Raw genomic sequence first — 14,823 nt, forward strand, 5'->3', positions numbered from 1 at the left:
ACGCACCAGGCCCGGCACTCGCATACAGTTCGGTCGAGTGGAGGATGACGAGATAGCCCGGACGGGGCCGGGACGAGCGGACGCGGAGGTGCCCATGGGCGCATTGCGCAAGGCCGGCTCGTGGCTCGGGATCGGTTCGGGGGACGTGGACGACGACCTGTACCGCACCGGCGCGGGTGCCTACGAGACCGGTACATACGACGCGGAAGACGACGACACGGGGTCGCGCTGGGTCTACGACGACGAGCCCGAGGAGTCGCGTTCGCGCGCCTTGGAGGGCAGCGTGGTGCCGGCGTCGGAGGTGTTCGCCGCGCGGGCAGCCGCCTCGGAGACGCCGGCTCGGCCGAGCACGCGGATCGCCGTCGTGCACCCGAAGAGCTACCACGAGGCACGGGCGATCGGTGAGTACTTCCGGCAGGACATTCCGGTCGTGATCGACCTGACGTCGATGGACGAGTCGGACGCCAAGCGGGTGGTCGACTTCGCCTCGGGGCTGACCTTCGGCCGCCGAGGTGCGATCGAGCGACTGGCGAAGCGGGTGTTCCTGCTGATGCCGGCCGACGCCCGCCTGCTGACGGGCGATCCGTCGCAGCAGAACCACGACGGGTTCTTCAACCAGGCATAGCACCGGGCTCGGGTGGTGCCGAGCACACGAGACTTCGTACGGACCCGGGCCGGGTGGCCCGGGTCCGTACGGCGTTCAGGGGGCGAGCCGGTCCAGGTCGGCGGGTGTGTCGATGTCGAACGGGTCGGCGATGTCCGCGCATTCGATCAGCCGGACCCGGGCGTGCTGGGCGGCGAGCAGGGTTCGGGCGCCGACGTCGCCTTCGGCGGTACGGGCCAATTCGGCCCACCACGCGCGGCCGAACAACACCGGATGGCCGCGCCGGCCGGTGTAGCCCGCCGCGATCAGGTCCTCGGGCCCGGCGGCCGCGGCGATCAGGCGCGCGACGGCCGCGGCGCCCACGCCGGGCATGTCCACCAGGGTGACCACGACCGCCTCGGCGTCGGTGGGCAGGGCGGCGATGCCGGCGGCGAGCGAGGAACCCATGCCGCTCGCCCAGTCGTCGTTGCGGACCACGACGGCGCGGGCCAGGTCCGCCTCGGCCAGCACGGCGTCGGCCTCGGCGCCGAGCACCACGACGACCCGGTCACAACCGCCGCGCAACAACTCGCCGATGCCGAACTCGACCAACGGCCGCCCCCGATGCGGCAACCGGGCCTTGGCCCGCCCGCCGAGCCGGCGCCCACCACCGGCGGCCAACAACAAACCGACCACAGGACCCACGCGACACTCCTTCTTCGCTGTCATTCGCCCGGGGGAGCGCCGGGCCGCGCCCCCATGACGCGAGCCCTCCGCACAACGCGGGCGAGCCCTCCGCACGATGCGGGCACACACCCGCCCGAACGCGAGCCGCCCGTCCGAGGCGACCCGCCCTCACGGCGCGGCCGACGCCCCCGACGGCAGGGTCAACTCCGCCACCGCCCCGCCCGATTCCGGATTGGCCAGCGTCAACGACGCGCCCAGTACCGCCGCCTGGCCCATCGCGATGGTCAACCCCAGCCCGTGCCCACCCACCGCCCGGTCGTCCGTGCCCTTGCGAAACCTGCTGGGCCCCTCGCGGAGCAGCGTGGCCGGGAAACCCGGTCCCGCGTCCCGAACCCGGATGCGCGGCCCGTCCACCTCGACCACCACCGGCGCCAGCCCGTGCTTGGTCGCGTTGGTCAGCAGGTTCGCCAGGATGCGTTCCAGCCGCCGGGGGTCGGTGATCACCACCTCGTCGTCCGCCACCCGCACCTCGGCCGCGGGCGCGATCGTGGCCACACGCCGGGCGGCGAACGCACCCAGCGCCACCTCGGTCAGATCCGCGCGCTGGGTCGCGGTGTCCAACCGGGCGACCTCCAGCACGTCCTCGACCAGCGAGCGCAGCGCCCGGACCCGATCCCGGACCAACTCGCCCGGTCGATCGGTGGGCAGCAGGTCGGCGGCGGCGCTCAACCCGGTCAGCGGGGTGCGCAACTCGTGCGCGATGTCGGCGGTGACCCGGCGCTCGGCGTCCAACCGGGCCTGCAGCGTGTCCGCCATCGCGTCCATCGCGGTGGCCAGTTCGGCGGCCTCGTCCCGATTGCTGCCACCGATCGCCGCCCGGACCCGGATCGAGCGCTCGCCGGCCGCGACCCGCCGAGCCGCGTCCGCCGCCCGGCGCAGTCGGCGCGACAGCCGCGCTCCGATCAGCACGCCCGCCGCGGCGCCGCACACCACCACGCACACCGCGCCCAGCACCAGGACCCGGTCCAGCGAGGCCAGATCGCTGGTCCGGTCCCGATAGCTGGAGCGCAGCGACAACACGTGCCCGTCCACCCCGACCGCCGCCCAGATCCACCCGTCGGACAACTGGGTGGCCCGATCGCCGTCGCGCACCGCGACCCGCAGCGCCCCGGGCAGCGCGGGATCGTCCACCCGGCTGCCGAAGGTCGGCTGCCCGGTCCGGGCGAACTCGCGCAGGGCCAGGTCGATCCGGTCGACCTGGAGCTTGCGCGCCTCGTCCGCCTGCTTGTACGCGAACGCGAAGTGCACGGTCAGGCTCAGCGCGAGGGCGACCGCCACGCTGACCACCGTGACCACCGCGGAGATGCGCCAACGCAGGCTCACCCGGTCGACCCGGCCCGCAACTTGTAGCCGAAACCGCGCACCGTCTCGATCCGGTGCGCGCCGATCTTGTTGCGCAGCCGCTGTACGTGCACATCCACCACGCGTGTGTCCCCGCCCCACGCGTACTCCCACACGCCTTCGAGCAGGGTCTCCCGACCGAGCACCGTGCCCGGCGACTCGGCGAACCGCAACAGCAGCTTCATCTCGGTCGGCGTCAGGGCCAGCACCTTGCCGTTGCGGCGCACCTGCACCCCGTCGGGGTCGATCTCCAGGTCCCCGAAGCGCAGCGGTCCCGGGTCCTGGTCCGGACCCGCGGCGCGTTGCGCGCGGCGCAGCAGGGCCCGGATGCGGGCCAGCAGGACGACGGTGTCGAACGGCTTGGTGACGTAGTCGTCGGCGCCCGCCTCCAGCCCGACCACGATGTCGATCGGGTCGTCGCGGGCGGACACCATGATCACCGGGATCAGGCTCTCCGCGCGGATCCGCCGACACAGGCTGATCCCGTTCATCAGCGGCAACATCACGTCCAGCAGGGCGAGGTCCGGCCCCTCGGCCCGGAACACCGCGAGGCCCGCCTCGCCGTCGGCGGCGGTGCTCACCCGAAAGCCGTCGCGTTCCAGATTGAGCTGGGTCGCCTCGCGGATGACCTCGTCGTCCTCGACCAGGAGCACGTGCGGTTTGCTCACGACACAGCCTTTCCATCGACGTCCTCGACGAACTCCGAGCCGTCCCAGCGCAGTCCGACCCCGTGTTCGCCGAACGGGCAGACCGCGGGTTCGCTGCCCTGGTACACCGGCAGTTGCAGTACCAGCATCTGCTTGCCGATCTCGATCCGGCTGCCGGGCTCCTCGGAATCGAACACCCGCTCGGTGCGCCCGTCCTCGAAGAGCCGGTAGACGTACGCGGCCACGTCCCGGCGCACCGTGCAGGTCTCGGCACCGCACTGGAACACCGACACCACGGCGATGGGCACCGGCGGCCCGCTCGTTCCGGGTGCGTTCAGGTATTGCGCGACCACCGGATAGGACGTGCCGCAGGACGGCGTCAGGGCCGCCTTGACCTTGGCGTTCACCCCCGAGTCCTCGCGCAGGACGCGGACCGGGTCGATGCTCAGGCCGGCGCCGGAGGGGGCCGGGGCCAGGGGTATGCCGACCGGGTCCGGCTTGCCCGCGACCCGCACACCGGAGTCCACCGCGCACCCGGTGATCAGGGCAAACAGCAATAGAACCAGCGGAACGCCACGTTTCACCGACATCCGACCGATCCTACCCGTCGGGCCCTGTTACACGATCTACGGATGACCGACGGCCACCCGCAACGACGACGCGGGCAACCGGATGGGCGGCGCCGATTAGCGTCGCCGTCATGACCTTCGCAGACGACTCCGGCACCCCGAGGAACGACGACCCCACGGGCCTGCTCGACACGCCCGAGAACCGCCGGAATCGCACCCTGCGTCGCAGCGCGCTCCTCGCCGTGCCCCTGCTCGTCGCGGTCGCGATCACCGGCTTGGTCGCCGCCGACGCCGACACCCTGGGACAGAAGTCGCCGCAGGCGGCCGGGACCGCGCCGACGACGGCGCAGATAGCCGCGAAGCCGATTCCGCGACCGCTGCCGGAAAAGCCGCTCTATCGCATATCGACCCAGGACAAGGTCGCGTTCCTGACCATCGACGACGGGGCGTACAAGGACCCGGAGATGATTCGGGTGCTGCGCGAGGCGGGGATCCGGCCGACGCTGTTCCTGACCGATCAATACGCGAAGCAGGACGCGGAGTTCTTCCGGCGGATGCGCGACGAGACCGGCGGGGCGATCGAGAATCACACCCTGGACCACCCCAATCTCCAGGGCAAGTCGTACGACGTGCAAAAGAACCAGATCTGCGGCACGTCCGACGCCTACGAACGTGCCTTCGGCAAGCGCCCGACGCTGCTGCGCCCGCCGTACGGAAACCACGACGAGAACACGATGCGTGCGGCGGGCGATTGCGGCATCGAGCGCGTCGTGCATTGGAGCGCCGAGATCCGGAACGGCGAAATGCAATTCGCCGTCGGGGACCGGCTCCGGCCGGGCGACATCGTGCTGATGCACTTCCGCAAGGAATTCAAGGCGGACATCCGGTCCTTCGTCGATCGGACCCGGGCCGCCGGCCTCACCCCCGCGTTGTTGGAGGACTACCTGAAGTAGCGCCGCGCCACCGGCCGGCGGGCTCGCGTGCGAGTGTGGGCACAACGTGCCCGGGCGGGGGCGCCACCGTGGAGGGGCTGTGCGATGCGGAGCGGGACGAGTGGGTCGAGTGGGGCACGTGCGTCGATACCGGGGGCGGCGGCCCAGGGGCCGCGACCGCCTCGCCCGCTGCCCGGGGCGCGACGGTGGGCGCTGCTCACGGTGCTCACGCTGGTCGTGGTCGCCGGTGATCACGTGCTCGGCTTCCGGGAGGTCCTGACGGGTCGCCAGTACGACGGGGACGACGGACCGCGATGGATCGTCGGGATCGCCGTCGCGGGCGTGCCGTTCCTGGCCTGGGTGGCCACCATGCGGTCCCGGGCCCTGTTTCGGCCGGGCGGACTCTCCCCGGAACTGACCCGGTCCCCCGTCGCGCCCTGGCTGATCCCGTTCCACCAGTGCTGGGCCCCCTACGGCCTGATGCGGGCGATCGTCGCCGGCTGCGCGGGCGGCGCGCGGTTACGGGTCGTGCTGCGGGTGTGGTGGACGTTGTGGATCGGGATGTGGGCGGCCTGGTGGACGTCGGTCGGGATGGGCCTGTTCGCGGACTCCGACGGCCGCGGCGCCGACTCCTGGGTGATCGGCGCCGACGCGACCTTCCGCGCCGCGGCGGTGGGCGCCGCGGTCGCCGCGATCGTCCTGGTCCTCGCGCTGACCCGGGCCCAACACGCCCTTCGTGCGGAGCCCCCGGCCGACCGCAGCTGGGCGGAACTGCGCCGGAACGGGCTCGACTTCACCACTCCCGCGGTCGTCGTCGTGTGTTGCCTCGGCGCCCTCCCGATGTGTTGGGTCGGCACGGTGTACGTGGCCACCGGCCCGCTCTCGGTCACGCTGTCCCACGACGAGTTCGTCGGCACCTGGCACGACGCGGGCGGCGGCCGGGTGACCCTGACCGCCGACGGACGATTCGTCGCCAACGGCCTGCCCGGCCGGGACTGGCAGGAGAACCACCCGGAGCACCTGCCCGTGCCGATCGCCGAGCGCTGGTCGGGGGAGGGCCGTTGGACGTACGACGAGGGCACTCTCACGTTGACCACGCAGCCCGCCGCCGGCTCGCAATCCCCGCCGGCCCTGCCGGAGTTCTACCTGGATGGCCTTCGGCCCCGCGGCGCGCGCGCACACCCGCGGCTGATCACCGAGTTGGGCGACCCGGACCAGTCCATGCGCTACGAACTGCGCAAGGACTGAGAACCGCCACCGGCCCCCGTGCGGTGCGGAACGGCGAGAAGGGCCCGCCGGAAACCGGGGGCCCTTCTCGGTGTTGCCGCTGTGCGCCGCCAGGGACTCGAACCCCGGACCCGCTGATTAAGAGTCAGCTGCTCTAACCAACTGAGCTAGCGGCGCTTGCTGCGAGAGAAATACTACCCGATGTTCGGGGGCGCTCTCACCCGGGTTTTCCGGCCGGAGCGCTCTCACCATCGGTGACGATCACGTTACGGGGACGGGTTCGCCGGGTGCGCTGCCCGGCGTTGGTGTGGCCGAGTACCGTGCTGCTTGTACGTCGTCGCGACCCATACCGTCGGGCCGGTCGTGTTCGCGGGGGAGACGCCATGTCGGATGCCGGGGCGGTACGGGCATTCCGGTCGGCCACGCATCGGGAGGACGGGGTGGAGCCTCGACTCGTCGCGATGCGGGACTTTCTGGCCAACGCCTCCGATGCCGAGGTGGCCCGCAACCGGGGACTGATCGAGAGTCAGATCGAGGCGGTCGCCGCCCGGCAGCCGCAGACCGCCGCGCGCATGCTCGCGGACGTGCTCGCACGCGACCCGCAGGGTCGGTACGCACGCGCGGTGGACGCGGTACTGCGCTGGTGGGTGGTGCAGCCGGGCAACGGCTTCGCCGAGACGTGGGGCACCCTGGAGCGGGCCCTGGCGGACGGGCCGCGCCCGCTGGAACGCGCGCTGCTGGAGGTGCTCGGCGGACTGGACCCGCGCGCGCCGGTCCGGCATTGGCGGGTGGCCGCCACCACGCGCGTGCTGGAATGCCTGGAGGAGCGCTTCGAGCAGCCCTGCCGACACCCCGAGCACGACCTGTGGCGGCTGTTGCCGGTGGTGGCGCCGCCGGGGGCGCCGACCGGGCGCGGCGACTGGGTGTGTGTGCTGGGCGATCGGGCGGCGGCACGCGGTGCGGAGGCCGAGGCCCGGACCTGCTACCGGCTCGCCTTCGAACAGGGGTGCGCCGCGGCGGCCCCGCGGCTGGCCCATCGGCTCGCCGTCGAGGGGCATCGCGAGTTGGCCGGCGGCGACCCGGGCCGGGCGGTCCGGTTCCTGTACGAGGCGGCGATGCTGGATCCGGACCACGCGGAGTACGGCGAACTGCATCGGGCCGCCGTCGCGGCTCGGGACGGCCGCCCGGCCGCCGGCACCCGGCCCGGCTCGGCGGCGGCCCTGGTGTCGGCGGCGGCGGAGCTGCTGGAACGCGGCGACGACATGGGTGCGGTCCGACTGCTGCGGCGCGGCCTGCGCGAGGCCGAGGACGCCGCGGGGCCGCAGCCGGACAGCTGGCCCGTGCGCCTGTTGCTGGGCGCGTTGGAGGACCACGACGCGATGGTGGCCGGCGCCGCCCGCGACCTGTTCGAGCGGCACGGCGCGGCCTGGGCCCGGCGCACGCCGCTGGGGCCCGGCCTGGTGCTGCATCGAGTCACCCGGGTCGACCCCGAACTGGCCGCCGCGTTGGTGGAGTCGTTGCCGGCGGAGCTGCGCGCCGGGCGACTCGGCCGGGCCGTCTCGACGGCGGCCGCGTACCGAATACTGGCCTCGGGTGTACGCGCCCTGGGCGCGGGCAGGCCGGAGGTGGCCCGGGCCCGGGCGGACCTGGCCGAGCGACTGCTCGACGGCGACGAGGCGTGAACGGCGCGACGTGGACGGCGGGCGAGGCGAGCGAGGCGGGGGAGACGACGTGGACACGGACATCCTGGGGGTGCCGGAGCAGGTGTTCGACAGTGCGCTGCTCGCGGCCACCCGCCGATTCGCCGGCGCCGCCGCGGTGGCGCGCGAACTGGGCGCGGACACCGTCGAGGTCGCGCACACGCTGATCGCGCTGGCCCGGATCGACGGCGGGCGCACGGCGGGCCTGTTCGATCGGCAGGGCATTCCGCCCGACGTGCTCGCGGCCGGCCTGCTCGGTGGCGGGGCCGCCGACCGAGCCGACGCGGCGCCGGGTCGCGAGGGCCGGCCGGCCGGGCTGCTGGGCGGGCTGCCGGTCACCGGCGATCTGCGGCTCGCCTTCACGGCCGCGGCCGACGCCGGATACGTCGACGAACGGGCGCTGCTCGCCGAGCTGTTGCCGCGCCTGGAAGTGGGCGCGGTGGACCTGCTCGTCGGCTACGGCCGGGTCGACCTGGCCGCCTGGCAGGCCGAGGTGGCCGCGCCGCGCTCGGCGGTCGAGGTGCTGCGGGCCGACGGGTCGATCGATCCCGCCCCATTCGGCCCGGGAGCCCGCCGGGTGCTGGCGATCATGGCCACCGAGGCGGCCGGCCTCGGGCACGAACGTTGCGGTATCGCGCTGCTGCTGCACGCGCTCGCCGCCACCCCGGGCGGCCTGCTCGAACAGGCGTTCCTGTTCCTGCGGCGCGACGTGCGGGCACTGCGCGAACAGACCATCGCGCTCACCGGCACCCGGGGCCGCGGCGCGCCGGGCACCGGGCCCGCCGGGCCGGACGAGTCGCTGCGCTCGACCCTGCGCCGGGCGGCGGCCTTCGCCGCGATCCGCGCCGAACCGGGCGGCGATCCGGACAAGGGCGAGCCGATCACCGAACGCGACCTGCTCGCCGCGCTGCTGGACACCCCCAGCGGGCTGGCGGCCGGTTTCTTTCGCGACATCGGCCTGGACCTGGACCGGCTGCGCCGCTTCGCCGACACCTACTACCGCGAACCCGCCGAGCCCGAGCCGACCCGGGTCGCCGAACCGCTGTCCCCCGAGGAGGCGGTGCGCCGGGTCCGCTCCCGGCTGATCGGCCAGGAGAGCGTGGTCGAGCGACTGGCCTTCCACATCGAGCTGATCAAGCGCTCGCTGAGCCGCGGCTTCCGCCCGGACGACCGGCCACGCGCGGCCCTGTTGTTGTGCGGCCCCAGCGGGTCGGGCAAGACGATGACCGCGCGGCTGCTCGCCCAGGTCGTCTACGGCTCGGAGGAGGACGTCCTGGTCTTCGAGATGGGGCAGTTCAGCGCGCGCGAGTCGATCAACAACTTCATCGGCGCACCGCCCGGCTACGTCGGCTTCGGCGAGGGCAAGTTGACCAACGGACTGCGCGACAACCCGCGCCGGGTCTTCCTGTTCGACGAGGTGGAGAAGGCCGACGCCCGGGTCCTGGACGCGCTGCTGCGGCTGCTCGACGAGGGTCGGATCAGCGATCCGGCCGGCCCCGTCCGCGAGGCGCACGACGCGGTGGTCGTCCTGACCACCAACCTGGGCGCGACGCACTCGGCGGCCGAGGCGGTCGAGGACGACGTGGACAGCGTGGACAACCTGATCGGTTCGATCCTGGCCGAGGGCTCCACCGGTAATACGGCCGCGAGTGCCCGCCTGCGCCGCACCATGGAGGGGTTCTTCCGGCCCGAGTTCCTCAACCGCGTGGACGAGGTGATCCTGTACTCGCCGTTCGGCCCCACCGAATTGCGCGGCATCGCCGAGAACGGCCTGGCCCGGCTCGCCGCCCGGCTGCGCGAGCAGATCGGCGTCGACCTGCGCTGGAGCGACGAGGCCGCCGCCCACATCGCCACCGTGGCCTGGCGCGGCCGACCCGAGGAGGCCGCCCGCGGGGTCAACCGCTGCGTCAACGCGGTGGTGCCGGGCGTCCTGCGGCTGCTCGACGAGCGCGACGCGGCCGGTCGGCCGATCGGCTCGGTCCGGGTCGAGGTCGCGGCGGACACGCTCGTGGTGGGGAGCGGCGATGACTGACCGGGCGACGCTGCGCGCGTTCGCCGCCCGGCTGCGCGCCCACGGGGTCGGCGAGGACGCGGTGGACGGCGACGCCTACGCCGGCCTGGGCAGCGGCGGCGACGCGCAACCGTGGAGCGCGCGGGCCGAGGAACTGTGGACGAGCGGCGGCGGCTCGTGGCGCACCCACCACCTCGCGGTGGCGCTGCACGCGCGGGCCTACGACCTGGAGGCGGCCGGTGATCCCGAGGGGGCGTTCCCGTACTGGAAACGGGGGTTGGCGCACTGGGCCGAGCTCTACCACGACAGCGCGTTCTGGGACCGGATGCACGAGCACCTGGAGGCGGTCGGCGGGACCGAGGTGCCGGCGGCGATCGTGCAGGAGGTACGCGAGCGGTTGCCCCGCGACCTGCTCGCGCCGCACCTGACCCTGGCCGCCGAACACCGGGTGCCCGATCCGCTGCGCGCCCGCTCGCACGTGGACCTGATCCGCGAGTCCGGCTTCCCGCGCTCGGCCGTCCTGGGTGCCCGGGCCGACCTGGTCCGCGAGGTGCTGGCCGAGGCGTCGCGCGACGTGGAGGAGGGCCGCTTCGACGAGGTGGTCGAACTGCTCGCCTCGTGGCTCGCGGTGGACCCGGGCAACCTCGGGCTGGCCCGGACCCTGCTCTACGCGGCCCGGCGGCACATCGAGATCGTGGTGGCCGCGCCGGGCTGGGCCCGAAAGATCGAACCGCTGGTCGAGCGGGTGGCCCGGCTGGTGCTGCCGGCCTGGGACGAGATCGGCACGCCCGAGGGCTCGTTCGCGGTCGAGTTGGCCCGCAACGAGTACTGGCGCGGGATCGTGGTGCGCGAGCTGGAATCCGGTCCGGCGACCGAACCCGCCGCGCTGGAACAGGCCACCCTGCGTTCGGGCCGGCACCTGCTGCGCGCGCTCGAACTCGACCGCGACCTCGCGGTCAAGAACATGTATCGCGACGTGGAACAACTCGCCGCCGAGGAATGGGCCCTGGCCGCCACCGCCCGACAACGCCAGGGCCTGCCGGACGGCCACGTCCGGGACGCGCTGCGCCGGGCGCTGGCGATGTCCGAGCCGGGATCGTGGGGTCGACTGTTCATGGCGCGGGTGCTGATCAACCTGCACACCGTGCGGCCGGACGACCTGGCCACCGCCCGCCGGCTGGCGGACGAGGTGGCCGCCGATCCGGAGGCGAACCAGCCCGACGTCGTCAACGCGCTCCGCGGGGTCGTGCTGTCCCTGGCGTCGGCGCGCGGGTCCGAATGGAGTTGAGCGCGATGAGCGGCACCGCGAACGAGAGCGCCCGGGAGAACCCCTGGGCCTGGCAGGCGGGTCGAAATCCCTACCGGGGCACGGTCTTTCAGATCCTGGACCTGGATCCGGAGCTGGCCGGACGGGCGGCGATCAAGGCCCGGGTGCGCAAGCGCAGACAGCGGATCGCCCGCAGCGCGGACCGCTTCCCCGTGCATGGACGGGTATTGAGCGCGGCCGAGGTCAACGCGGCGGAGGAGACGCTGGCCGACCCGGCCGGCCGGCTGCTCGCCGAATTGCTCACCCATCGGCCCGAGCGACCCGGACCGGATCCGGCCGAGCTGGCCGAGGAGTTCGCCGAGACCGACCCGCCGGAGTCGAGTGGCCCGGCCAGAATCGGGATCGACCGACGCGTGCTCGCGGGCCTGGTGCCGGCGCCCGCGCCGCGTGAGTTCGTACCGTTGTGGACGGAAGAAGGGGCGCACTGATGGCAGCGACACCCGAGCGGGGCTCGGTCGCGGCGGACCCACCGGCGGATCGCGCGAACGCCACGGCCGACCCCGCGGCCGACCCGATGGCGATCACCGAAACCGAACGGCCGGTCCCCGAGCGCCCGTTGGACCCGCCGTTCGCGCTCGTGTACGACGCGGTGCGGGGGGCGGCGCGCGAACGCGAGGCGGGCCGCGAGGAGATGCGCAAACGGCTGGAGTCGACCCACGAGCGGTACACCGGCCTGGCGGCGGACGCCGCGGTCGCGCTGCACGAGCTGCGCGGCAGCCTGGAGGGCGAGCCGGTGCCGGGCATTCTCGCCTCGATCGCCCGGCGGTTCGCCACCGCGCTGGACCGGGCCGGGGTGCGATTCGACGACCCGGTGGGCGAGCCGTACGCGGCGGTGGGCCGTCGGGTGGACGTCGCGCACGCGCCCGACAGCGGTGACGAGGGCGCGATGATCGTGACCAAGACGCTGCGGCCGGGCGTACTCCTGGACGACGGCGAGGTGATCCGGCGTGCCCAGGTCGTCCTGGGCTTCGTGCCGACGCCGGCTCGGCGCGAGGGCGCGGCGCACGCGCGCGGTGCCGCCGAGCACCCGGTCGACGTGTCCGACCCGACGGCGGCCGAGCCGACCCCGCCGCATCCCGATGCCACGAGCGACCCGAACGACCCGAACGACCCGAGCGACCCGAGTGACGTGAACGACGCGAACGCGAACGACGAAGGCGGTACCACCAGATGAGCATCGTGGTCGGCATCGACCTGGGCACGACCAACTCGTGCATCGCCATACCGGCCGACGCCGAGATCCCCGGGAAGGAGGAGCTGATCGCGGCCCGCCGGTTGCGGCCGGTCGGCGACTCGCTGATCGTGGCCAATCCGGACCGCTCGCCGACCACGCCGTCGGCGGTGTGGATCGACCCGAGCGGCCGGGCGATCGTCGGTCAGTTGGCCAAGAACAAGGCCCGACTGCCCGGCGCGCCGCCCGCGATGTTCTTCAAGCGCAACATGGGCACCGACCGGGTGGTCACCGCCGGCCACGCCCGGCTGACCCCGCTGGAGGCGTCCACGCACATCCTGCGTCACCTCAAGCAGGTGGCCGAGGAGACCCTGGGCGTGCCGGTGGAGCGCGCCATCGTGACCGTGCCGGCGTTCTTCGAGACCCGGGCGAAGAACGAGACCACGCGGGCCGGGCAGGCGGCCGGCCTGGAGGTGGTCGAGACGCTGATCGAGCCGGTGGCCGCGGCCCTCGCCTACACCCACGAGCGGGCCCGCGAGCTGACCGAGCCGCAGACGTTCCTGGTCTACGACCTCGGCGGCGGCACGTTCGACACCTCGGTGGTCACCTGGGACCCCGAAGTGGGCTTCGAGAACCGCTCGTTCAGTGGCGACCGCTATCTGGGCGGGTTCGATTTCGACCGCCGGATCGTGTCCTGGATCGCGGCCCAACTGCCCGAGTACGACCTGGCGATCGACACCGAGGACCCCGCCGACGGAAAGGTCGAGGCGCAACTGCTCTCGGTCGCCGAGGGGGCCAAGCACGACCTGTCCCGCTATCCCGAGACCGAGATCGTCAGCCAGTACTGCGAGGACCGGCGCGGCACCCCGATGAACATCGGACTGCCGATTCGCCGCGAGGAGTTCGAGGAGATGATCGCGGACCGGATCCGCGGCACGCTGGACGACTGCGACCGGGCGCTGCTGCGGGCCGGGATGACCGCCGCCGACCTGGACGAGATCGTGATGGTCGGCGGTTCGTCCCGGATCCCGCTGGTGGCCACGATGCTCACCGAACACTTCGGGCGCGGGCCCCGGTTGCTCAACCCCGACCTGTGCGTGGCGTTGGGCGCGGCGCTCAAGGCCGCGAACGTGCCCAGCCGCAGCGGACACCTGGAGCTGGACCGGCCCGAGGCGCTGCCGCCGGAGACCGACATCGGCGGTCGGGTGCTGGCCGGGCCGCAACTGGCCTCGCCCGCGGGCGCGCAGATCCTGCTCGGTTCGCACGACGGGCGGGTGCAACTGAGCGAGACCGCCGACGCCGAGGGCCGATTCCTGTTCGCCGACGTGCCGTTGCGCGAAGGCGAGAACGGCTTCACGGTGCAGGTGATGGTGAACGGGCGGGAGATCGAGGCCCGGCAACTGCTGATCGAATCCGACGGCAAGCCGCGTTCCGACGCGACCGGCGACGTCCTCGCACACGACTTCTCGGTCGAGTTGGTGGACGGTCTGCATGTGGTGGTCCGGGCCGGGACGATGGTGCCCTACCGCACCGATTTCCGGTTGGAGACCGCGTCCCAGGGGTCCAGCCTGCGGGTCGGCCTGGTCGAGGGTCTGGTACCGATCGGCGAGGTCTCGATCCGGGACCTGCCCACGGACGTGCCGGTCGGCTCGACCGTCGAGGTGACGCTCGAATTCGAGGCGGGCTGGAGCATCCGGGCCGAGGCGCGGCTACCGCAGGTCGGTGCGGAGGGCAGCGCGGTGATCGACATCCCGCGTCGGGAGATCCCGGGCTGGCCGGAACTGGCCGAACGACACCGCCAGGTGCTGACCGGCTGGGCCGAGAAGCGGGACGCGATCCCGGCCGCCGACGCGATCCGGGTCGGGCCGGCGCTGGACCGGCTGCTCGCCGAGATCGCCGAGCTGGTCCGGGACCGGATCGACCCGGGCAAGACGCACCACAAGATCCTGGAGGCGGAGACCCTGGTCCAGGGCCTGCGGGTGGCCACCACGGCGGGCAGCGCGCTGAACCCGGCGATCGGCGAGTTCGAGGACAACCTGGCCTTCCTGGCCCGGCTGGCCGACCGACTGGTCGATCACGACCCGGTCGAGGCGGAGCGTTTCCGCGGTGCGATCCCCGGCCTGCGGGCGACGGGGCGGGCCGCGTACGCGGCGGGCAACAAGATGGACTGGCACCTGGCCAACGAGGCGGTGCGGGACCGGATCAACGCGGCCGAGCGCATGTTGCACGGCGGCCGTTCGCCGCAGCAGTTCACCGCCGCCGAGTTCCAGGTCGCGGTGCTCCAGGAGGTCGAGTACCTGCGCCGCTCGATCCAGGAGATGGACCAGGCGTCCGCCGGCCGCCATCGCGCGGACGCGGACGGTTACCTGCGCGAACTGGACACCATCGCCGAGGACGCGGCCGAGGTGGACGTACGCGACGAGGCGGCGGGCAATCGCCGACTCGTGGAGATCTATCGAGGTCGGATCATGCCGCTGCGGGCCCGCGCGGACCGCTGGATGGAACAGATCCGGGAGGGCTCCCCGCACATCGGGCTGCGGCTCCCGAAGAGCTCCCTGGAGAAATGAC

General features: G+C 73.2%; 13 protein-coding genes and 1 tRNA gene. 9 read left to right on the forward strand and 5 right to left on the reverse strand.

The window, feature by feature from the left end:
• The first annotated feature begins 94 nt into the window (after positions 1-94).
• Positions 95-625 (forward strand): cell division protein SepF, encoded by a 531-nt coding sequence (locus ACH4U8_RS15635; protein WP_360307480.1) that lies wholly within the window; start codon positions 95-97, stop codon positions 623-625.
• Positions 626-700: 75 nt separating this feature from the next.
• Here ACH4U8_RS15635 and ACH4U8_RS15640 read toward each other — a convergent pair whose 3' ends face one another.
• From ACH4U8_RS15640 to ACH4U8_RS15655, 4 genes are all read right to left on the reverse strand, one after another.
• Positions 701-1,312, reverse strand: coding sequence for an NTP transferase domain-containing protein (locus ACH4U8_RS15640; protein WP_395778333.1), 612 nt, complete (start codon positions 1,310-1,312; stop codon positions 701-703).
• A 126-nt stretch (positions 1,313-1,438) separates the two neighbouring features.
• On the reverse strand, positions 1,439-2,653 hold the full coding sequence (locus ACH4U8_RS15645) for a sensor histidine kinase (protein WP_395778335.1): 1,215 nt from the start codon (positions 2,651-2,653) through the stop codon (positions 1,439-1,441).
• Positions 2,650-3,339 carry a two-component system response regulator CseB gene (gene cseB, locus ACH4U8_RS15650; RefSeq protein ID WP_395778337.1) on the reverse strand — a complete coding sequence of 230 codons (690 nt, stop codon included), beginning with the start codon at positions 3,337-3,339 and terminating at the stop codon, positions 2,650-2,652. Before cseB ends, ACH4U8_RS15645 begins: the two co-directional genes overlap by 4 nt.
• Positions 3,336-3,908 (reverse strand): hypothetical protein, encoded by a 573-nt coding sequence (locus tag ACH4U8_RS15655; RefSeq protein ID WP_360307492.1) that lies wholly within the window; start codon positions 3,906-3,908, stop codon positions 3,336-3,338. Before ACH4U8_RS15655 ends, cseB begins: the two co-directional genes overlap by 4 nt.
• Positions 3,909-4,018: 110 nt before the next feature.
• Here ACH4U8_RS15655 and ACH4U8_RS15660 point away from each other — a divergent pair, with 110 nt between their 5' ends.
• Both ACH4U8_RS15660 and ACH4U8_RS15665 read left to right on the forward strand, forming a co-directional pair.
• Complete coding sequence (locus tag ACH4U8_RS15660; protein ID WP_395778339.1) at positions 4,019-4,840, forward strand: polysaccharide deacetylase family protein; 822 nt, start codon at positions 4,019-4,021, stop codon at positions 4,838-4,840.
• 201 nt (positions 4,841-5,041) lie between these two features.
• Positions 5,042-6,067, forward strand: coding sequence for a DUF4328 domain-containing protein (locus ACH4U8_RS15665; protein WP_395778341.1), 1,026 nt, complete (start codon positions 5,042-5,044; stop codon positions 6,065-6,067).
• Positions 6,068-6,149: 82 nt separating this feature from the next.
• Here the strand turns inward: ACH4U8_RS15665 and ACH4U8_RS15670 are convergent.
• Positions 6,150-6,223: transfer RNA gene (locus ACH4U8_RS15670), tRNA-Lys, on the reverse strand.
• Between the two features lie 206 nt (positions 6,224-6,429).
• Here ACH4U8_RS15670 and ACH4U8_RS15675 point away from each other — a divergent pair.
• The 6 genes from ACH4U8_RS15675 to ACH4U8_RS15700 are packed head-to-tail and all read left to right on the forward strand — an operon-like array spanning position 6,430 to position 14,822.
• Positions 6,430-7,728 carry a hypothetical protein gene (locus tag ACH4U8_RS15675; protein WP_395778343.1) on the forward strand — a complete coding sequence of 433 codons (1,299 nt, stop codon included), beginning with the start codon at positions 6,430-6,432 and terminating at the stop codon, positions 7,726-7,728.
• Between the two features lie 49 nt (positions 7,729-7,777).
• Complete coding sequence (locus ACH4U8_RS15680; protein WP_395778345.1) at positions 7,778-9,778, forward strand: AAA family ATPase; 2,001 nt, start codon at positions 7,778-7,780, stop codon at positions 9,776-9,778.
• On the forward strand, positions 9,771-11,045 hold the full coding sequence (locus ACH4U8_RS15685) for a hypothetical protein (RefSeq protein ID WP_395778347.1): 1,275 nt from the start codon (positions 9,771-9,773) through the stop codon (positions 11,043-11,045). The genes ACH4U8_RS15680 and ACH4U8_RS15685 overlap by 8 nt, the downstream gene beginning before the upstream one ends.
• Before the next feature lie 5 nt (positions 11,046-11,050).
• Positions 11,051-11,512, forward strand: a complete 462-nt coding sequence (locus ACH4U8_RS15690) for a hypothetical protein (RefSeq protein WP_360307510.1) — start codon at positions 11,051-11,053, stop codon at positions 11,510-11,512.
• Positions 11,512-12,258, forward strand: coding sequence for a hypothetical protein (locus tag ACH4U8_RS15695; protein WP_395778349.1), 747 nt, complete (start codon positions 11,512-11,514; stop codon positions 12,256-12,258). The genes ACH4U8_RS15690 and ACH4U8_RS15695 overlap by 1 nt, the downstream gene beginning before the upstream one ends.
• Positions 12,255-14,822 (forward strand): Hsp70 family protein, encoded by a 2,568-nt coding sequence (locus ACH4U8_RS15700; protein ID WP_360307516.1) that lies wholly within the window; start codon positions 12,255-12,257, stop codon positions 14,820-14,822. Before ACH4U8_RS15695 ends, ACH4U8_RS15700 begins: the two co-directional genes overlap by 4 nt.
• Position 14,823 lies beyond the last annotated feature (1 nt).

Source organism: Embleya sp. NPDC020886 (assembly GCF_044333915.1).
In the GTDB taxonomy this organism is placed as follows: domain Bacteria; phylum Actinomycetota; class Actinomycetes; order Streptomycetales; family Streptomycetaceae; genus Embleya.

Excerpts from the sequence above, each read along its gene's own strand:
- ACH4U8_RS15635 (WP_360307480.1), top strand. The coding sequence starts at position 95 with ATGGGCGCATTGCGCAAGGCCGGCTCGTGGCTCGGGATCGGTTCGGGG.
- ACH4U8_RS15640 (WP_395778333.1), bottom strand. The coding sequence starts at position 1,312 with ATGACAGCGAAGAAGGAGTGTCGCGTGGGTCCTGTGGTCGGTTTGTTG.
- ACH4U8_RS15655 (WP_360307492.1), bottom strand. The coding sequence starts at position 3,908 with ATGTCGGTGAAACGTGGCGTTCCGCTGGTTCTATTGCTGTTTGCCCTG.
- ACH4U8_RS15660 (WP_395778339.1), top strand. The coding sequence starts at position 4,019 with ATGACCTTCGCAGACGACTCCGGCACCCCGAGGAACGACGACCCCACG.
- ACH4U8_RS15675 (WP_395778343.1), top strand. The coding sequence starts at position 6,430 with ATGTCGGATGCCGGGGCGGTACGGGCATTCCGGTCGGCCACGCATCGG.
- ACH4U8_RS15685 (WP_395778347.1), top strand. The coding sequence starts at position 9,771 with ATGACTGACCGGGCGACGCTGCGCGCGTTCGCCGCCCGGCTGCGCGCC.
- ACH4U8_RS15690 (WP_360307510.1), top strand. The coding sequence starts at position 11,051 with ATGAGCGGCACCGCGAACGAGAGCGCCCGGGAGAACCCCTGGGCCTGG.
- ACH4U8_RS15695 (WP_395778349.1), top strand. The coding sequence starts at position 11,512 with ATGGCAGCGACACCCGAGCGGGGCTCGGTCGCGGCGGACCCACCGGCG.
- ACH4U8_RS15700 (WP_360307516.1), top strand. The coding sequence starts at position 12,255 with ATGAGCATCGTGGTCGGCATCGACCTGGGCACGACCAACTCGTGCATC.